This is a genomic window from Dyella sp. EPa41 (assembly GCF_016586165.1).
In the GTDB taxonomy this organism is placed as follows: domain Bacteria; phylum Pseudomonadota; class Gammaproteobacteria; order Xanthomonadales; family Rhodanobacteraceae; genus Dyella.
Genome location: NZ_BCPR01000020.1, coordinates 25,113 through 43,217 on the forward strand (window position 1 = coordinate 25,113; position 18,105 = coordinate 43,217).

Sequence of the window (18,105 nt, forward strand, 5' to 3'; positions counted from 1 at the left end):
TTATAGGGGTCGCAGGGTTACGGTGCGGTTAATCGGTCCTCACTCAGTCGTTAACCTTCAGACGACAGTTATCCAGCGCATCATCACATCGCACTCACGGTCTCGCAGCTCGTCAGTTCGATGATCCATCGATGGCAGCCTGTCGGCCGGTTTCTTCCGGCCAACGACAGATATGCGTCCCCGTGACGACCTGGCAACCGACGCGCGCCTGGATTTCCCGGCTGTTGGCGTTGTTCGCGCCACCATCCAGACTGAACGCCATCACCTGGCGATACCGCTCCGAAAGCAGATGGCCGGCCGGCACGGAATAGACCCATCCGCGCATGGCCACCAACGCGGCCTGCTCGAAGACGCCGGCCGGATCGGCGCTGACGACGCGCATGTCCTGCACGGAACCATCGCTGGCAAGGCTGAATTCGATGACCACCTTGCCCTCGATGCCCTTCTCGAGCGCACCCGCCGGATAGATCGGCTTGCGAATGCGCAGCGGCGTCAGCGCAGGCGAACTGGTTTCAGTCGCCTGGAAGTGCACGGGTATCGTCGCGGCCCTGTGCGGTGCCAGGTTGGCGATGGCCAGGGGCAATACGCCGGGCATCGCCATAGTCGACGCGGCACCCGGGAGAGCAACAGGGGCCAATGGCTCTTCAGCCGATGGGAGGTCGACCGCGACAGGCCGCTGCAACACCGTGCCGCTGGGCCGGAGATTGGCCGGGTGCCAGGCATGCTGCAGCGATTGCGCCAGTGGCAGGACGATCAGCGATGCCGCACGCGGCACCGGTCCGAGGAGATCGGGCACGCCCTCGCGCTTGAGCGTGAGGCCAAGCACCAAGGTCGCGACCATGCCGACGGCGAGCAGCGCGCCCGAATACGGTCGCGAGGGTTGCGCCGCCATGGCGCCGTGATCGGCCGCCATCTGGTGGACGCGGTCCAGCAACACACCGCCGCTGGCCGCCATCATCATGGGGGCCGCCTGCTGGATGCTGCCCAGCGCCGACAGCGCCCGCGCCAGGTCGCGCCAGTTGCCGCCATGGACGGCGAGCGCCATCTGGTCGCAGCAGATCTCACGCTCGTTGCGCACGTCGGTGGAGATCCAATGCACGACGGGATGGAAGAAGAACAACGTTTCCAGCACGACCTGGAAGAAATTCACCAACGGATCGAGCCGCTTCAGATGGGCGAGTTCGTGGGCGAGAACCAGCTCCAGCTGGGCACGCGGAAAGCCGGTGGCCATCGCCAGCGGCAGCACGATCACCGGCCGGAACCACCCCACCAGCAAAGGCGTGTCGACCACACCGCTCCACACCAGCGAAATGCGCCGGCGCATGCCGAAGCGCTCGGTGAGACGCAGCAGCATCCGCACCATCGGGCCTTCGTCCTCCAGGCCCGAAGCGACCAGGCCCTGGAGCCCGCGCCATTGCCTCCACACACGCACCGACAGGACGAGCACGCCCGCCAGCCAGATCACGGCGAGCCACGGCGTAATGCCGAACCGACCGGTGAGATGGTCAAGGATGGATGCCGGCGATTCGCCGAGGCTGCCCGCCGCGATCACCACCGGGTCAAGCATGACGTTCTGCGAAGGCAGCGGCGCCGGCGCGCGAAGCAGCCACGCCATGGTCACCACGGGGCACGCGGCAAGCACCAGCATGGCGGCCACGCCCAGCCGATAACGGGCGACGCCCCGCGGCAAGGCCGCACGCACGGCGGCGTAAACCGCGCCGGCCAGCAGGCCCTGCCACAGAAAATGCAGCAGGGTGACGCCCAGCAGCTGCAAGGTCTCAAGGAAGATATGCGAGGAAGCCATCAGGACGTCTCCTGATCAAGTTTGTTCAGGAGATCACGGATCGCGCGCAGCTCCTCGCGCGTGGCGCGCTGCGTGCCCAGGGCATGCAACACCAGCTGGGACGACGAGCCGTCGAAAACGCGATTGACGATGTCGTACAGAAAGCGCTTCTGCGTGCGCTCCTTGCTGACGGCCGGACGATAGACATGGGCGCGCGCCGTATCGTCGCGCTCCACCAGCCCCTTTCCATGCATGACCTGAAGCAACTTCAAGGCCGTCGTATAACCACCGCCTTCGCCCAAAGCTTCGTGCACTTCGCGCACCGTGCACGGCCCCTGCCGCCACAACACGCGCAGGATCTCGAGCTCAGCCACCGTGGGCTTGGGTGCGTCTGGCTTGGATGCTTTCATGTGCCTCCCCCAGCGCCTGATCAAGGCATCAGGCCCCGGCACGTACCGGGGCCCAACCAATCATCAACCGCCGTTGCGGTTCTGCACGGCATGCGTCGCCGTGTCCTGCATGAACTTCTGGCTGTCGCGGCGGCTGCGCTCGATCTCGCCGTAGGTACGGCAGGTCGACTTGGGCAGCAGCGAACCGGTCGGCGCCGCGCGCTCGCAGATCACCTTGTTGCCGTCACGCTTGGTCAGGATGGCATTGATGGCTTCCTGGTCGTTCACCAGCTTGACCTTGGTGTCCTTGTCCATCTTGTCCGTGGTGTCGTACTTGTCGAACGCCGCCTGCATGTCGGTGAAGTGCGAATCGATGACGGTGCGCTCTTCCGAGGTCACGAACTCGTAGCGACCACCGGGCTCCATCAGCTTGTGCACCGCAGCCGTCTGGGCGGTGAAGTCTTCCTTGTCCTGCGCCTTGACGACCACTTCGTCCTTGCTGGCAAACGCAGAACCGGCCGCCAGGCACATTCCCAGGCCGAGCATCCAGATCTTGAACTTCATGCTTCTCCCCTCCGCGATCATGCCGTATCCCGACATGGGATAGCACGCAGTATCGTCCGCAGCCATCCTAATCAGGCTGTCCGGCGGCTGTCAACGAAGATGTTCGTACTACGGATGTCGTAGTCCGCGAGCCTGTTCAGCGGGCCCGACCGGCGTTCTGTTCCAGGAGTTTGACGATCTCACCGGACACATCCACGCCCGTCACGGTCTCGATGCCTTCCAGGCCGGGCGAGGCGTTGACCTCAAGCAACAGCGGCCCCCGGTTCGAACGGAGAATATCCACGCCAGCCACCCCCAGGCCAAGTGCCGAAGCCGCCTGCACGGCGATGCGGCGCTCTTCCGTGCTCAATACGGCCACGCTGGCCGAGCCGCCCCGGTGAAGATTGGCCCGGAACTCGCCCGGGCTGGCCTCGCGCTGCATCGCGGCGACGACCTTCTTGCCGACCACGAAGCAACGCAGGTCGCTGCCCTTGGCCTCGGCGATGAACTCCTGCACCAGGAAATTGGCGTAAAGGCCGCGGAAGGCCTCGATCACGCTCTGCGAGGCGCTGCGCTTTTCGGCCAGCACTACGCCGGTGCCCTGGCTGCCTTCATTGAGCTTGATCACATGCGGCGGCTCGCCGAGCGTCGCGAGCACGTCGGCGGTGTCGTCCGGGTTGTCGCCGAAGACCGTGGCGGGCATGTCCAGGCCCTTGGCGGCAAGGATCTGCAGGCAGCGCAGCTTGTCGCGCGCGCGCAGCACGGCATCCGACGAATTGGGCGTGTAGACACCCATCATTTCCAGCTGGCGCAACACGGCCGTGCCGTAGAACGTGCTGGTCACGCCGATGCGCGGGATGACGGCATCGATGCCGCGCAGGGCCTTGCCCTTGTAGCGGATCGACATGTTGCCCGGCGCTATGCGCACGTAGCAGCGCAACGGGTCGAGCACGCGCACCACGTGCCCGCGCTCGCGCGCGACGTCGACCAGCCGCTGGGTGGAATACAGGCGGGCGTTCCGCGACAGGATGGCGATCTTCATGAAACACCCATGGGGTCGACCAGCACCGGTCGCGGCTGTGTATAGGAAAGAGCAGGGTCGACCGCAAAGCGCCCTTCGAGCGCGGTGCGTCCCAGCAACATGGGAAACAGCATATGGCGGCGATCCGTCAAATTGATGTCGACCGCAAAACGCCTGCCCGCGAGCAGCACTTCGGTACGGATAAACCAGCGCAGCGTCCGCCGGCCGCCCGTGTCGGTGACGGCGCGGCGATCGAGCGCCGGGGTTTCGCAGGCGATCGCCACGCGGTGGCGCCCGCCCACGTTCACCGCAAAACGCAGCCAGGTATCGCCTTCGCGCTCGAAGCTTTCCAGCGCATCCACATGCAACGAGCTGCTGCGCGCCCCGGTGTCGAGCTTGGCCTTGAGCAGGCCGATGCCGAGAGTCGGCAACGCCAAACGCTCCCGCCAGCCGAGGGTGATCACATCCGCCATATCAGCGCACGCCGCAGGGTTACGTGTAAGGGAGCTCGGGGGGTCGAGTTGGAGCGGGTGAAGGGAATCGAACCCTCGTCAGTAGCTTGGGAAGCTACAGCTCTACCATTGAGCTACACCCGCATCGTCGTGCGATGGTAACCCGGCACCCCGGAATTTTGGAACTGTCCATGCAGTTCAACACCGCATGAACCGGACATGGCGGCCCGCTGAATCGATGGCGACATCGAGCCCGGCCGGTCCTTGCTAGCGCCGGACCGGCGGTCCGCATAATGCGCACGTCGACGTCCGGCCACGCTCATGCGTTTTACGGGTGATGACACCTGCCGGCGCGCGGGCATCGCGCCATGTTCCGGAGAACTCCATGCGTGCGCTTTCCACATTGCTTGCATCGCCACGGAGCTGGCGATGGATGGCCGTGACCTTGCTGGCCTGCGCCAGCTGCCTGGCGCAGGCGCAAACCCAGGCGCCCCCGGATGACGGCGGCGCCGGCGACCCACCGTCCCGCGTCGCGCGCCTTTCCTACCGCAGCGGCGACGTCAATCTGCTTCCGTCCGGCGAGAAGGACTGGGGCGACGCCAGCCTCAATCGCCCGATGACCACGGGCGATCGCCTGTCCACGGGCCAGGCGGGCCGCGCCGAGCTCGAACTCGGCGGCGGTACCTTGCGCATCGCCGACGATACCGACTTCGGGTTCCTCACCCTCAACGACCAGTTGAGCCAGGTCGAACTCACCCAGGGCACGCTCAACCTTTCCGTGCGCGGGCTGGCCGAAGGACAAAGCTACGAGATCGACACGCCCACCGTGGCGCTGGTGGTCGACCAGCCGGGCACCTATCGCGTTGACATCAGCGACGACGGCAAGTCCACGCGCGTCACCGACATCGATGGCCGCGCGACGGTCTACGGCGAGGGCGGCGCGCAGCGCCCGCTGGTCGGCGGACGCACCTACGAGTTCGGCGATTCCACGCTCAACAACGTGACGATCAGCGACACCGACGGCGGCGACGACTTCGACGCCTGGTGCAACAGCCGCGATCGGCGCTATGCCACCTCCGATACCGGGCGTTACGTGTCCAGCGACGTCGTGGGCTACCAGGACCTGGACCAGTACGGCAACTGGCAGGCCGACCCCGACTATGGCCAGGTCTGGTACCCCAGCAACGTCGCGGCCGACTGGGCGCCCTATCGCAACGGTCACTGGGCCTACGTAGGCCCGTGGGGCTGGACCTGGGTGGATGACTCGCCCTGGGGCTTCGCGCCTTACCACTACGGCCGCTGGGCCTACGTGCGCAGCCGCTGGTGCTGGGTGCCTGGCCCGGTGTCGGTGCGCCCGGTCTACGCGCCCGCCCTCGTCGCCTTTGTCGGCGGCGCCGGCTTCGGCGTCTCGGTGGGCATCGGCGCGGCGCCGGTGGGCTGGTTCCCGTTGGGCCCGGGTGAAATCTACAACCCGTGGTATCGCGCCAGCCGTGGTTACTACACCAACGTCAACATCACCAACATCTACGTGCGCAACAACCGCCAGGTGGTGATCAACAACATCAACAACCACTACAACTACTTCCGTGAAGGCCGGCCGATGCCGAACGAGCGGTACTTCAACCGCGAAGCGCCGCGCGCGTTCACGGCCATGTCCCGGCAGGACTTCGCCTCGGCCCGCAACGCCGAGCGGCACATGATGTCGGTGGATCCGCGTCGCTTCGCCAACGCACCGGTGATGGCGCGCGGTGCCGATGTGCAGCCGGGCCGCGCAAGCTTCGTGCCTCCACGCAACGGTAACGGCCGCAACCTCCCCGCAGGTGGCTTCAACCGCGAAGTGGTGGCCCGCAATGCGCCGGCCTCACCCTTCGCGGGCCGCGGCCCCGGGGCCGGCAATGCGCCTGCTCCACGCAACATGGCGGGCCCGACCAACGTCCGCATGCTCAACGGACCGTCCGCCGGCAATCGCCCGGGCGCGCCAGGGCGCGGCGCGAATTCACCCGATGAACGCGCCTTCTCCGCGGGCCGCAACAACGGCGCCCCCATGCCGGGCGCGAACCGGCCGGTCGCGCCGAACAATGAGCCGCCCTCCGCGCGCTTCAATCGCCCCCAGCCCGAAGACAACCGCGCGGCCGGCGCGCCCGACATGCGCCGCCAGCCGATGCCCGGCAACGAAGCGCCTGCCGTGCGACCGGGCGAGCTGCCCTCGGCAAGATTTGCGCGACCGCAAGGTGGTGAAGGCCGTATCCCGCCGAACGACCGTGTCAATCAGAACAACCAGCCCCGTCCGGGCGTGAGCTACATCCCCAGCGCAGACGCCGACCGCGCCATGCGCGCTCAACCGCAGCCCGGCACACTGCCCAACACGCCCCGTTTCGAGCGTGCACAGCCGGCGCCCCAGGACACCCCCCGGCCAATGCCGAACCAGGACAATGCCCAGCGATTCCAGCGCGAAAACGCGGCACCCCGCCAGGAACCCCAGCCGCCGCGTTTCGTTCAGCAGCCTCGTGAAATGCAGGCACCGAGGGAAATGCCACAGCGCGAAATGCAGGCCCCGCGCGAAATGCCGCAACAGAGGGAAATGCAGCCTCCCCGTGAAATGCCGCAGCCGCGGGAGGTTCCACAGCAGCGCTCCTATCAGCCGCCACGCGGGTACGAGCCGCCGCAGCAGGCACGACCGGCACAGAACAACGGCCAGCCGCAGCAGCGCCCCTCTTCGGGTGGCCACGAGGATCGCCGCCCGCCCAAGAAGGATGACCAGCACAACTGACCACCAGGCCCGGTGGGTTCCGCGAAAAGCCCGGCCATGCCGGGCTTTTTCGTACGATTCGGGCATCCCGGGCCGCAGGCGCTACAATCCGCGGATGTACATCACGCTCAACGGCAGTCCGCGTGACTGCGCCCCCGCCACGACCGTCGCCCAGTTGCTGCAGGAGGCCGGTTACGGCGCCCGCCGCGTCGCCGTGGAAGTGAACCACCAGATCGTTCCACGCAGCCAGCACACCAGCTATGTGCTCGCGGAAGGCGACCAGGTAGAAATCGTCCACGCCATCGGCGGCGGTTGATCGCCGCAATCCGCCACTTGCGGCGCCCATCGGCGCCGCGCGCAGCCTGAAGACACACGATGAACACCAAGACGTTCGACTCCGCCGATCCGCTGATCATTGCCGGCAAGAGCTATGGCTCCCGTCTGCTGACGGGCACCGGCAAATACAAGGACTTCGACGAAACCCGCCGGGCCTCCCAGGCCGCCGGCGCCGAGATCGTCACCGTGGCGATCCGCCGCGTGAATATCGGCCAGGATGCGAGCCAACCGAGCCTGCTGGACGCGCTTCCGCCCGAGGAATTCACCCTGCTCCCGAACACCGCCGGCTGCTACAACGCGGTCGATGCCGTGCGCACCTGCAAACTGGCGCGCGAACTGCTCGATGGCCACAAGCTGGTGAAGCTGGAAGTGCTGGGCGACCAGCGCACGTTGTTCCCCGATGTGGTGGAAACCCTGAAGGCCGCCGAGACGCTCGTCGCCGACGGTTTCGACGTGATGGTCTATACCAGCGACGACCCCATCCTCGCCAAGCGCCTGGAAGACATCGGCTGCGTGGCGGTGATGCCGCTGGCCGCGCCGATCGGTTCGGGCCTTGGCATCCAGAACCGCTACAACCTGCTCGAGATCGTCGAGAACGCGAAGGTGCCGATCATCGTCGACGCCGGCGTGGGCACGGCCTCCGACGCGGCCATCGCGATGGAGCTCGGTTGCGACGGCGTGCTGATGAACACCGCCATCGCCGGCGCGAAGGATCCGGTGCTGATGGCGCACGCGATGAAACTGGCCATCCAGGCCGGTCGCGCCGCGTTCAAGGCCGGACGCATCCCGCGCAAGCGCTTTGCTTCCGCCTCCAGCCCTATCGACGGCACCATTGGTTGAGCCTGTTTTCTTTCGCCATGGATGAGCCCCCGCAGGGCACCTGGCGAAGGCCGCATCGCAGCCGCTTTTTCCCACCCCGACCGCGGGGTGGCATGTGTTTGTAACCGGACCATCCATGACCCACGACCACGACGACGCCAGCAAGCCCGAATACATGCGCCGCATCCGCAGCTTCGTGTTGCGCGAGGGTCGCATGACACCGGCGCAGCAGCGCGCGTTCGATGAGCACTGGGCTCGCTTCGGCATCGACTACACCGGCACGCCGCAGAACTTTGCCGCGCGCTTCGGCCGCCCTGCTCCGCTCGTGCTGGAAATCGGCTTTGGCAACGGCGAGGCGCTGGCCTGGGCGAGCGAACACGATCTGGAACGCGACTTCATCGGCGTGGAAGTGCATGGCCCGGGCGTCGGGCGCCTCATGAATGCGCTGGCTGCACGCGATGCGCAGAACGTGCGGCTCTACAAGCATGATGCGGTGGAAGTGCTGGAAAACGAGATTGCCGAAGGCACGCTGGCCGAGGCGCGCATCTGGTTTCCCGATCCGTGGCACAAGAAGCGCCACAACAAGCGCCGCATCATCCAGCCCGGGTTTGTCGCCCTGCTCGCCTCGCGCATGGCGCCGAACGGCTTGCTTCACCTCGCCACCGACTGGCAGCCCTATGCCGAGCACATGCTGGAAGTGATGGAAGCGGCCCCCGCCTGGCGCAATGTCGTTGGTCCCGGCCAGTACGCGGAAAAGCCGGACTGGCGCATCGAAACGCACTTCGAACGCCGCGGACTGAAACTCGGCCATGGCGTGTGGGATCTGCTCTATCGCAAGGTCTGACCTGCCCGGGCCCCGCTTTCAGACGAGGGCCACGCTCCAGCACCTTCCATGGCGTTGTCGTGGACGCGGGCTCGATCTCTTCATTGATAGGCCATGGTGAAGGTCATCGATGTGTTGGCTGCACCGGGAGTGATCATCGAACCTGTCTGGTAGTACCGCGCCTTGAAGGGAATGGTGTAGCTGCCTCCCGTGCTGGCGTTGTAACCACTGAAGGTCTGATAGGTTCCCAGTGGAAAGGCGGCGGTGCCGGCGCTATCCAACAGCTGCACACCCACACCCGATGTCGACGAGCTGCCGTCGAGGGCCACCACGGATTGCGAACTGTCCACTATCGCAGTCGTCGCATCGATGCGGTATTGGATCGCCGGTCCAAACGTGCCCAATCCGCCTGGGCAGCCGTTCAAATTGACCGTGAAACCGACTGGCGTAGCGGTGCTTGGACCGATGCCGGTGAATTCGGTGCTGGGATGGGAGCCCATGGGCACCCACACATCCGGGGTGGTGCAGGCAAGCGCCACGATGGTGATCGGGGTGGTGACGAAGTAATTCGAGAGGTTGGTAAAGCTGGTGCCTGCCACCGGATACGTGGAGGCCACCTGGCCACCCGTGATGACACCGCCTGTGGCCACGACGGCCCCTGTCTTGACCAACGCAACGCCGAACTGCGCGCCGATGTCGTTCGAAGCGGTGGGAAAGATGCAGCCGAGAAAGTCCACCGTGGTAACGCTGGAATCGTGGTTCCACGGCCCCCATCCCGCACAGGAGACCGACAGGTAGGCCCTTCCCTCAAACGCCATGCCGATGCCGGGCACATTGGTCTCGTAAACGTAGGCGTTGTTCCCCGAAGCGGAAGGCACGTGCATCCCGCTGCTGCCGGTAAAGAGCGGACCTGGAACCACATAGAGGCCCACCATTTCGGCGTTGACGCTGCAATGGAAGTAGTTGGTGACCGCCGGCGTCGTTACCCAGCCGGTCAACAGGCTGCCGACAGGCGCGTCGCGCGGAACGGTGACGGTGGGCGGAAGCGTGATCGTGATGGTCTGCCCGCCGCCCGATGAGCAGGTTCCGGCCCATGCCCCGCCGGAGCCGATGAGCAGGAGCACGAAGGCGAGCAGCGGCAGGACAACATGGCCACGCCGCGATCCAGCAGGTTGGATGAAAGTCGTCATATCGATCAGCCCAATGAATTCACACGGAACCAGGGAACCAGGCAAGTTCCCGCGCGTTGTTTATCGACAGATGGCATCGATGATCTCCATGCCGGACCGCCGGTCACCGGCGCCCGTAGGCAGCTGGTAATTCACCCGGCATTGCTTGCCTGCGTCGTTGCCCCACCGCACGTCCAATACGCCGCTAGCGTCTGCGGTACGCACAAACAACTGCCCGCCCTGGCCGACGATGCCCGCGCTCTGCCCACCGGCATCGAACACCTCGGCACCGAGCGGGATGGCCTTGCCATCGGCTTGCGTCGCACGGATCAACACGGCGCGCCCGCTGAGCGTCGCGAACTTGAGCGGAACCACGGCGCCCACGCGAGGCGCGGTCTGCAGACGCGTGGTCTGCAACTCCACGTCAATGGACGTGCCCACCGGATCGAGCGTGACGTCATTCATGCGGTAGGGCATGAGGTTGGTGGCCACGGCATAACCGCGACCATCGACGGTGGCCTGGCCACTGCTCGACACGCGCGCGCCCCTGGCGTCGGGCGCCTCGATCACGCCGATGGCGCTGTTGAGATCCAGCTGCGGCGCCAGCGTGATGCCGCCGCCATGAACCACCGCACCACCCGCAGCGCTGACCGATGCCTGCTGGTAGTGGTTCGAGTAGGAGTAGCTGCCATTGAGGCTGGCATACGGCGCCTGCCAGCCCAGGTTGCCGCTGCCCGTGGTCTGCGAGCGGCGGTTGCCGTAATCGCTGTACGAGGCCGAAGCGCCGTAGTTGAACTGGTTGTCCTTTCCAAACGTGCCACTGACGCCGGCCCGGTCACTATCACCCATGACGTCGTCGTGCATGGCGGAGAACTGCAACATGGGAGCGCTGCGGGACGATGGGCCACCCAGCGGGATCGACAGGTTGACGCCGAACTGGTTGTCGTAGTGCGACCCGTTGTACATCGGGCCCGTGGTATAGGTGCGCCCCGCGGTGATGCCGAAGCTCACCCGTCGATAGCTGTTGTTGTAGCCGAGCTGGTAGGTGGTGGCGCTGGGCATGCCCTGCCAATAGGTGTTGCGCGAACCGTTGAAGTACAGCTGGCCGTACCTGTCGCCGAAGTTCTGGTTGACCGTCACGTTCAGGCGCTGCTTCGAGCGCATCAGGCTGACCGCGTCAAGCTTGCTGGTGTGCATGGACGCCATCAGGTCCTGGGTGATGACGGCGTCCGACAGCGACAGGAAGTTGCCGTTGGAATAGCGATACGACGCCAAGGCGAAGGTGGTGCCGGCGGACGGAATCACCTTGGAGTACGACACGCGCGTGCTGTAGCCGGACAGCGATGTCGCGCCCTTGAACGTGGTGTTCGAATGGGTGACATCCAGTGCGAACGCGCCGATCGGCGTATTGATGGCGGCGCCACCCAGATACGCGTGATAGAGGTTGCGATAGGTGGACTGCGCGCCGCCGTACAGCGTCAGCCCATTGTTGATGCCGCGTTGATAGGTGCCTTCGACGAAATAGGGCTTGTCGTTGCGCAACGCCGTGTTGTGCACCTGTCCGTCGGTGATGGCCCAACGACTGATACCCGGGCGCAATAGCATGGGTACGGCGGAATAAGGCACGAGAAAGCCGTGCACGCTGCCATCGGCCTCGAATACGGTGACGGTCAGGTCGCCGCCATAACCCGTCGCATAAAGGTCGTTGATGACGAACGCGCCGGGAGCCACCGTGGTCTGGTACAACAGGTTGCCGCTCTGGCGCACCTCCACCCGCGCCTGCGTGTTGGCCGTGCCGCGCACCACCGGTGCGTAACCCTGCTGCGAATCGGGCAGCATGCGATCGTCGCTGTACAGGGTGATGCCACGGAACGGCGTGGTGTCGAAGACGACGCCCTGGGTGTAGCCATCGCCGACGGTGAACTGGGCCTTCCAGCGCGTGATGTCGTGCGTGGCCGTGGTGTTGATGTTGGTCCACTGCGTGCGACCCGTCCGCTGGTCCCACTGGGTCGTCTCCTGGCTGCGAATGCGCCACCCCATGACATTGATGCCAAGGTTGAGGCCAAGATAGGCATTGATGTCGTTGCTGCTGTAGCCACCACGCTGCATCGGCACGAAGGTGCCACGCTGGACCGGGACGTACTGGCCATGCGTGCCGAGCATGTAGTCGCCGGTGGCGCTGGGCACGTAATTGCCACCTGGCCCGGGCGTGTAGTACTGCGAGCCCTGCACCTGCACCTGGCTGCCATCGATGCCGACGGCCGTGCCGCCAGCCTGTGTGCGGGATCCGCTGTAGCTCTGGTCGAGCGAGTAGGCATTGAAGTTGTAGCCGAGCAGGAAAGCGGCCTTGCCCTGGTCCCACAGATCCGGGCTCACATAGCCGCGCGCCTGGCGACGCAAGGATTCCTGCGGGATAGACACGTCGAGGCGCAGTTGGCCGACGTCCATCGACGCGGTGGCGTCGGGGCTGACATCCTTGATGTTGATGCAGGTGCTCTGCGCATGGGCGACCTGAGGGTCCAGCCTGGCCGTGTCCACGCCCATCTGCACCAGGGTGGCGTAGTCAAAGCACGGCTGCGCAACCTGGCCACCTGCGATCGCGCGAAAAAGGATGTTCTTGCGCGCGACGCGGCCATCGTTGACGAAAAGGTCGACGTTGTAGCTGCCGGGAAGTACCGGGTTGCCCTTCTCGAAGCGCGAGACATCGACCGATTGGCTGGAACCCGTGAAGGCAGGGCTGAATTCAACGATACCGGGCGCCACCATGGCAGGCAGTGTCGGCGTGGCGGGTTCGAGCGACGTCCCCGCGGGTGCCTCCGCGCGCGCGGCAAATACGGCAACGGGCATTGCACCCAAGGCCAGTGCCACACACCAGGCCAGCCTCCGTGGGCGTGCCGCGTGAAACCGGCGGGAGCCGGCGATGGACAAGGGATGACCTCGCTTGGAGGGAGTCGCATTCATGTGTGTCACAGATGGTTTTAGGCAAACGGCTCCCGTCCGGGCCACGCCTGGCGCGACCTCATCGGAAGAAGTGCGGACTGGCGGAAGCAACCTTGGATGGCGGCCGAAAGTTCTGGTCTGAACCCTCTGCGCGCCCAAGCGTTGGTCGGCCGGCTATGGCGGCACCTTTCTTGGTGCGCTGGCATCAACGCGTGTAACTTGCTTCGTGCGCATTGAAGCCGCCGTAGTCGTTGATGACGGTGACGACGAGCTTCTGCTCGGCGCCGGGCCTGCCCGACAGGGGGAAGGTTTCCTTGCCCTTGGCAGGACACATGCCACCCTTGTTGACCGATGCCTTCTGGGGCGCGCCCTTGAACGACACATCGCTGAAGGAAACGTTGAAAGGCGTGTCGTTGGTGCACTCCACGGCGTATCCGTTGCCTTCACCGACCAGGCGCCAGGCCAGTTGGCCCGGTGCGCTGTCAGCGGAGCCCGGCAGGCCCGTCGGGCGATAAAACAACTTCATGCGCGAACGCACGGCCAGTTGCATGTAGTTCTCTGCCGCATCACCGCCAGCCGTGGGCTTGGGCGGGATTTCCAGCACGTTGAGCCAGTACACCGTTTCCCGGTCTTGCGGCGGGTTGGCCGTGCCGGTGAACAGGATGCGCAGCGTCTGGCCCTTGCCGGGGTCGACGCGTGCCATGGGTGGCGTGATGAGAAACGGGGCCTTGCTGGATTCGGCACGCTCGCTGGCGTCGCCGGTGTCCACCCAGGCCTGGATGAGGCGTGCCTCCTTGCCGTCGTTGACCATGCTTAACGACACTTCGCGCCGCTCGGCGGGAAACACCACGCGCGTGCCGTTGATGGTGACGCCGGCATGGGCGCAACTGAAGCTCGCGGCGGTGGCGGCAACGGCGCACAGGGCGCGATGGAGGGCTTTCATGCACTGCTCTCGTAATGCGTGGATAGCGAGATGTGGCCGGCAAATGGGCAAGGCCGAGGCATCGGCCTTGCCGATGACGCTTGCGCGGAAGCTCAGTTGTATTGCATCGAATAGGTCAGGTAGGTGGTGACCGCGCCCGGCGTGGCCGCGCCGCCATTGGCCAGGTACTGGGCCACATAGTCGAGGGTGGCGGTGTTGCCGCTGATGGTGGCGGCCGGCTGGTTGTTGGCGGCGATGACGGAGGCACCGCTGGTGACCGCGGCATTGATACCCAGGTTGATCGGCTGGTTGTTGGCCGGGTTGACCATGCGCACCTGCACGTTGCCGGCGCCGCCGGACGCCTGGTTCCTGAGGGCGCCGGTGGCCGTGTCCAGGGCCGGGGTCTGCGTGGTTTCGATCCACAGGGCGGCCGTTTTGCCGTCGGTGCAGTTGGTGCCGCCACCCAGGATGAGCGAGAAACGGGTATCGCCCGCGGTCTGGCCGCTATTGGCCAGCGCGGACGCGCTGACGATCGGCAGGGTGACGGTGATGTTGCCGCTACCGGTGGCGGCGCCACCGCCGGTCACGGTGCAGGTGGTGTCCGTGATCTCGCCATTGAAGGTGATCGTGCCGTCGCTGGCGCGGGCGACCATCGGGGTGAGCGTCGCGAAACCGAGCACTGCGGCCAGGGCAGTCGAGATAAGCGTCTTCTTCATAAGCGTGGTTGGTCCTTCAGTGGAAGTTGGAGCGATGGATTCGCAGACGAGCCAGGTCGGAGAGCACCGGGATGGCCGGGTTTCCCCACCAAAACGCGGGGTCTTTTCCCCAACGGGCTACGTCGCCATTTCGCGGCAGGCACCGCGAAACATGGCCATTTACCCACGGGCGGGTGGCCGGATTCTTCGGGACAAATCTGAGATATGCGCCCGATTTGCGGCGTCGGCGCAGGCGTACAGCCCGCGAGGTCGGATTCGGGCATGGCGTCCAGCCGGAATTCACCCGGGGCCGCTCGTCACGCTTATACTCGGCGCATCTCAACAAGAATATGCCGCCGCGTGAGTGACCCATCACGCCTCCCCCTGCCCTGTCTCTTTCCCGGGGCGACCTTGACGACAGGCGCAAGCGAAGGAGACGCCCGCTAGTGGGACTCGCACTCACCCCCGAAATGATCCTGGTACTCGGGCTGGTGGGCTTCACCATGCTGATGCTGGTGCTGGAGTGGATCCGCGCCGACATGGTGGCCCTGCTGGTGGTGGTGGTGATCGGCCTCACCGGCCTGATCCCTTCGGAGCGCGTGTTCAACGGCTTTGCCGGTAACGCCGTCATCGCGATCATCGCGATCATGATCATGGGCGCGGGGCTGGACCGTGCCGGCGTGCTTTCACTCACCGCCAACTTCGTCATGCGCATGGCCCGCGGCGTGGAGTCGCGCCTGGGCGTGGTCATCAACCTGGTCACCAGCCTGTTCAGCGCGGTGATCCCCAGCCAGGCCCTGGCTGCCCTGATGATCCCGGTGACCAGCCGCCTGGCGGCCCGCACCGGCGTGCCGCTTTCCCGGCTGCTGCTGCCGATGGCGTTCTGCATCCTGACCGCCACCAACACCACGCTGATCGCCAATTCGCCGCTGATCGTGCTGAACGACCTGGTGGCCAGCGCCAACGCCAACCTGCCCGCCGGCGCGCACACCATTCCGAAGTTCGGCCTGTTCAGCGTGACCCCGGTAGGCCTGGTGCTCGCCCTCACCGGCGTCGGCTTCTTCTATTTCTTCGGCAAGAAGCTGCTGCCGGAACGGGAAGACGAGCGCCTGAAGGTGACGCCGGGCCGCACCGAAAGCTACTTCGCGGACACCTATGGCATCGTCGGCGAGACCGCCGAGCTCACGGTCACGGCGGAAAGCCCCTTGGTCGGCATGAGCATTGGCGAAGTGGAGCAGTTGTACGGCGCGCCGCTGATCCTGGCCATCAAGAGCGGCAACGACGCGCGCATGGCGCCACCCGCCGACCACGTCATCTGGGTCGGCTCGGTACTTGGCGTGCTGGGCCCGCGCGAACAACTCAACCAGTTCGCCAATAACCAGTTGTGCAAGCTGTCACCCCGCATGCGCCAGTTGGGTGAGTTGTTCAATCCCACGCGCGCCGGTATTTCGGAGGCGGTGATTCCGCCCAGCTCCCGCTTCCTCAAGCAGACCGTCGGCGACCTTCGCCTGCGCAAGCGCTATGGCATCTCGGTGCTGGCGGTGAACCGCGGCGACCAGGTGTATCGCGACGACGTGCGCTCGGTGAGCCTGCGCGCCGGTGACACGCTGGTGCTGCACTCGAGCTGGCGCGACCTCGCCCTGGCCAGCGAAGACCGCGACCTCGTGGTCGTCACCGACGTTCCCAAGGAAGAGCAGCGCCCCGGCAAGATCTGGCAGGCCGTGGGCTTCTTCGTGCTGGCCAAGTGCCTGGCCCTGTTCACGCATCTCGACCTTTCCGTGGCGATGATGACCGGCGCGATCGGCATGCTGCTGAGCGGCGTGCTCAACATGGACGAGGCCTACAAGGCCATCAACTGGAAAACCATCTTCGTCACCGCCTGCCTGATTCCACTCGGCTGGTCGATGGACGCCACCGGCGCCGCCGCGTGGCTGGCGCAGGTCGTGCTGCAGCACCTGGGCCACACCAACCACTGGATCCTGCAACTGGCGCTGGCCATCCTTACCTTGCTGTTCTCGCAGGTGATGTCCAACGTCGGCGCCACCGTGATGATGGTGCCCATCGCCATCAGCGTCGCCGTCGCCACCGGCAACAACCCGTCGGCGTACGCGCTGATCGTCGCCGTCTCCTCCTCCAACACCTTCCTGCTCAGCTCAGGCCACCCGGCCTTGATGATGGTCGCCGGTCCCGGTGGTTATCGCGGCAAGGACTTCCTGCGCGTGGGCCTCCCGCTCACTGCCATCGTGTTGGTGTTGACGTTGGTGACGATCAATTTGATGTATCACTAAGCGCACCAACAAAGTTCGGAAGCGCTTCAACCTCGTCGCCCGCCACGACTCCCCACGATTGATCCCAAGAGACCCAGTCATACCCTGCGAGTGTCGAGGGCAACGCGCATGGCGCAGTCTTCACGGCAACCAAGGCAAGAACGGATGCCGCCCCATGCGAACGGCGCTGGCTCCTTTCTGCATGTGGTGCGAGCACCTAGCGACAGAATGTGGGGTCGCGCTGCCCCTCGCGAGCCAGTTCGTAGCGGGCCTGCAGCACCAGCCAGTAGAGCGGGGATGTGTCCAGCACGATGGCAAGCCGCATCGCGTGCCGGGGACTTATGGGGCGGACGTCGGTGAGGAACTCCCTGAGGTTCGGCGCCCGGATGCCCGTACGGCGGGCGAGTTGCGAGGGATTCATCGTTGCCGGGAGCATGTAGTCGAGCAGCAACACTTCGCCGGGCGCGCGCAGGGGCAGTGAAGGATCCACGTCCATACGTGGGGAGAGTTGGATCAGTTCCATGGCTTCGCTTCCTTGTCAGACACGCCTGCAGAACGGGCGGGCGCTTACAACCGTCCGTGTCAGTGCATGCCTAGTGGCTGTGTCAGTGATCGCCAGGGTGCGGCGCATCGCCATGCAGGCCGATGCGCCGCATGGACGATCATCGGACGCGTGGCGTGTTCACTCGGGGCTCGTGACCGAGCAGGCTAGCGTATTGCTGGAGGCATTGAATGGCAGTGCCCAGGCTGGCCGCAACGATCGGGGAAGCGGCCATTCCAGTGGTTTGCGAGGAAATCCCTGCGCCTGCGCTTTGAGGCCCACTGCTCGCTGCCATAACGCAATCGCGTGAGAGTAAGCACCGCCAGAGTGATGTCGCAGCGGATGCAGGAACGCAGGAAACCGGGCCATGCCGCGTGCGTGTGCGGCGAGCCGCCAGATGAAGAAGCGAAGGTGCCATCCAGGGGAACGGACGGGCGAATGCATACCGTATGATCGCGGGTAGCCATGATCAACTCTTCCGAAGTTGGTGATGGTTAGCGGGTCGTGGGTGTTACTAGCACTCACGGCCCGCGCCTCATGACTTGGTAGCCATGGTCATTCGCGGTGTCCTTCAACACGACAACGCGAACGACTGCCTGACCCTAACAAGCAGGATGCGCGCCGTCTGTCAGGTTTAGGCGAGAAGAGTGTCCGCC

At 65.4% G+C, this 18,105-nt stretch carries 15 protein-coding genes and 1 tRNA gene; 5 read left to right on the top strand and 11 right to left on the bottom strand.

What is annotated here, in order from left to right:
- Nucleotides 1-112: 112 nt before the first annotated feature.
- From JMF82_RS08710 to JMF82_RS08735, 6 genes are all read right to left on the bottom strand, one after another.
- A complete protein-coding gene (locus JMF82_RS08710; RefSeq protein ID WP_201314137.1) occupies nucleotides 113-1,804 on the bottom strand; it encodes a M56 family metallopeptidase in 1,692 nt (563 codons plus the stop codon).
- Nucleotides 1,804-2,193, bottom strand: coding sequence for a BlaI/MecI/CopY family transcriptional regulator (locus tag JMF82_RS08715; RefSeq protein ID WP_201314138.1), 390 nt, complete (start codon nucleotides 2,191-2,193; stop codon nucleotides 1,804-1,806). Before JMF82_RS08715 ends, JMF82_RS08710 begins: the two co-directional genes overlap by 1 nt.
- Nucleotides 2,194-2,256: 63 nt before the next feature.
- Nucleotides 2,257-2,736, bottom strand: a complete 480-nt coding sequence (locus tag JMF82_RS08720) for a hypothetical protein (protein WP_201314139.1) — start codon at nucleotides 2,734-2,736, stop codon at nucleotides 2,257-2,259.
- A 136-nt stretch (nucleotides 2,737-2,872) separates the two neighbouring features.
- Entirely contained in the window at nucleotides 2,873-3,757 is an 885-nt protein-coding gene (gene rimK, locus JMF82_RS08725; RefSeq protein ID WP_201314140.1) for a 30S ribosomal protein S6--L-glutamate ligase, read from the bottom strand.
- Nucleotides 3,754-4,209, bottom strand: a complete 456-nt coding sequence (locus tag JMF82_RS08730; RefSeq protein WP_201314141.1) for a RimK/LysX family protein — start codon at nucleotides 4,207-4,209, stop codon at nucleotides 3,754-3,756. The genes rimK and JMF82_RS08730 overlap by 4 nt, the downstream gene beginning before the upstream one ends.
- A 49-nt stretch (nucleotides 4,210-4,258) precedes the next feature.
- A tRNA-Gly gene (locus JMF82_RS08735) sits at nucleotides 4,259-4,332 on the bottom strand.
- Nucleotides 4,333-4,573: 241 nt separating this feature from the next.
- Between JMF82_RS08735 and JMF82_RS08740 the strand changes: the two genes are divergently transcribed.
- The 4 genes from JMF82_RS08740 to trmB all read left to right on the top strand — a co-directional run bounded on the left by JMF82_RS08740 (nucleotide 4,574) and on the right by trmB (nucleotide 8,936).
- Nucleotides 4,574-6,958 (top strand): DUF6600 domain-containing protein, encoded by a 2,385-nt coding sequence (locus JMF82_RS08740; protein WP_201314142.1) that lies wholly within the window; start codon nucleotides 4,574-4,576, stop codon nucleotides 6,956-6,958.
- A gap of 94 nt (nucleotides 6,959-7,052) precedes the next feature.
- Nucleotides 7,053-7,253 (top strand): sulfur carrier protein ThiS, encoded by a 201-nt coding sequence (gene thiS / locus JMF82_RS08745; RefSeq protein WP_201314143.1) that lies wholly within the window; start codon nucleotides 7,053-7,055, stop codon nucleotides 7,251-7,253.
- Between the two features lie 59 nt (nucleotides 7,254-7,312).
- On the top strand, nucleotides 7,313-8,113 hold the full coding sequence (locus JMF82_RS08750; protein WP_201314144.1) for a thiazole synthase: 801 nt from the start codon (nucleotides 7,313-7,315) through the stop codon (nucleotides 8,111-8,113).
- Between the two features lie 115 nt (nucleotides 8,114-8,228).
- A complete protein-coding gene (gene trmB, locus JMF82_RS08755; RefSeq protein WP_201314145.1) occupies nucleotides 8,229-8,936 on the top strand; it encodes a tRNA (guanosine(46)-N7)-methyltransferase TrmB in 708 nt (235 codons plus the stop codon).
- Between the two features lie 80 nt (nucleotides 8,937-9,016).
- Here trmB and JMF82_RS08760 read toward each other — a convergent pair whose 3' ends face one another.
- The 4 genes from JMF82_RS08760 to JMF82_RS08775 form a co-directional block, all read right to left on the bottom strand.
- Nucleotides 9,017-10,105, bottom strand: a complete 1,089-nt coding sequence (locus JMF82_RS08760) for a fimbrial protein (RefSeq protein WP_236585370.1) — start codon at nucleotides 10,103-10,105, stop codon at nucleotides 9,017-9,019.
- 60 nt (nucleotides 10,106-10,165) lie between these two features.
- On the bottom strand, nucleotides 10,166-12,931 hold the full coding sequence (locus JMF82_RS08765; RefSeq protein WP_201314146.1) for a fimbria/pilus outer membrane usher protein: 2,766 nt from the start codon (nucleotides 12,929-12,931) through the stop codon (nucleotides 10,166-10,168).
- A 298-nt stretch (nucleotides 12,932-13,229) separates the two neighbouring features.
- Complete coding sequence (locus tag JMF82_RS08770; RefSeq protein ID WP_201314147.1) at nucleotides 13,230-13,967, bottom strand: fimbria/pilus periplasmic chaperone; 738 nt, start codon at nucleotides 13,965-13,967, stop codon at nucleotides 13,230-13,232.
- Nucleotides 13,968-14,059: 92 nt separating this feature from the next.
- A complete protein-coding gene (locus JMF82_RS08775) occupies nucleotides 14,060-14,662 on the bottom strand; it encodes a fimbrial protein (RefSeq protein ID WP_201314148.1) in 603 nt (200 codons plus the stop codon).
- Between the two features lie 449 nt (nucleotides 14,663-15,111).
- Between JMF82_RS08775 and JMF82_RS08780 the strand changes: the two genes are divergently transcribed.
- On the top strand, nucleotides 15,112-16,929 hold the full coding sequence (locus JMF82_RS08780; protein WP_201314173.1) for an SLC13 family permease: 1,818 nt from the start codon (nucleotides 15,112-15,114) through the stop codon (nucleotides 16,927-16,929).
- A 196-nt stretch (nucleotides 16,930-17,125) separates the two neighbouring features.
- Here the strand turns inward: JMF82_RS08780 and JMF82_RS08785 are convergent, their stop codons facing one another.
- Entirely contained in the window at nucleotides 17,126-17,431 is a 306-nt protein-coding gene (locus JMF82_RS08785; protein WP_201314149.1) for a HigA family addiction module antitoxin, read from the bottom strand.
- Nucleotides 17,432-18,105 lie beyond the last annotated feature (674 nt).

What these genes read in the sequence shown, in the direction of transcription:
- JMF82_RS08785 (WP_201314149.1), bottom strand. Translation starts at nt 17,431, where the DNA reads ATGGAACTGATCCAACTCTCCCCACGTATGGACGTGGATCCTTCACTG.
- JMF82_RS08730 (WP_201314141.1), bottom strand. Translation starts at nt 4,209, where the DNA reads ATGGCGGATGTGATCACCCTCGGCTGGCGGGAGCGTTTGGCGTTGCCG.
- JMF82_RS08720 (WP_201314139.1), bottom strand. Translation starts at nt 2,736, where the DNA reads ATGAAGTTCAAGATCTGGATGCTCGGCCTGGGAATGTGCCTGGCGGCC.
- thiS (WP_201314143.1), top strand. Translation starts at nt 7,053, where the DNA reads ATGTACATCACGCTCAACGGCAGTCCGCGTGACTGCGCCCCCGCCACG.
- JMF82_RS08765 (WP_201314146.1), bottom strand. Translation starts at nt 12,931, where the DNA reads ATGCCCGTTGCCGTATTTGCCGCGCGCGCGGAGGCACCCGCGGGGACG.
- JMF82_RS08780 (WP_201314173.1), top strand. Translation starts at nt 15,112, where the DNA reads ATGATCCTGGTACTCGGGCTGGTGGGCTTCACCATGCTGATGCTGGTG.
- trmB (WP_201314145.1), top strand. Translation starts at nt 8,229, where the DNA reads ATGACCCACGACCACGACGACGCCAGCAAGCCCGAATACATGCGCCGC.
- JMF82_RS08760 (WP_236585370.1), bottom strand. Translation starts at nt 10,105, where the DNA reads ATGACGACTTTCATCCAACCTGCTGGATCGCGGCGTGGCCATGTTGTC.
- JMF82_RS08710 (WP_201314137.1), bottom strand. Translation starts at nt 1,804, where the DNA reads ATGGCTTCCTCGCATATCTTCCTTGAGACCTTGCAGCTGCTGGGCGTC.
- JMF82_RS08715 (WP_201314138.1), bottom strand. Translation starts at nt 2,193, where the DNA reads ATGAAAGCATCCAAGCCAGACGCACCCAAGCCCACGGTGGCTGAGCTC.
- JMF82_RS08740 (WP_201314142.1), top strand. Translation starts at nt 4,574, where the DNA reads ATGCGTGCGCTTTCCACATTGCTTGCATCGCCACGGAGCTGGCGATGG.
- rimK (WP_201314140.1), bottom strand. Translation starts at nt 3,757, where the DNA reads ATGAAGATCGCCATCCTGTCGCGGAACGCCCGCCTGTATTCCACCCAG.
- JMF82_RS08770 (WP_201314147.1), bottom strand. Translation starts at nt 13,967, where the DNA reads ATGAAAGCCCTCCATCGCGCCCTGTGCGCCGTTGCCGCCACCGCCGCG.
- JMF82_RS08750 (WP_201314144.1), top strand. Translation starts at nt 7,313, where the DNA reads ATGAACACCAAGACGTTCGACTCCGCCGATCCGCTGATCATTGCCGGC.
- JMF82_RS08775 (WP_201314148.1), bottom strand. Translation starts at nt 14,662, where the DNA reads ATGAAGAAGACGCTTATCTCGACTGCCCTGGCCGCAGTGCTCGGTTTC.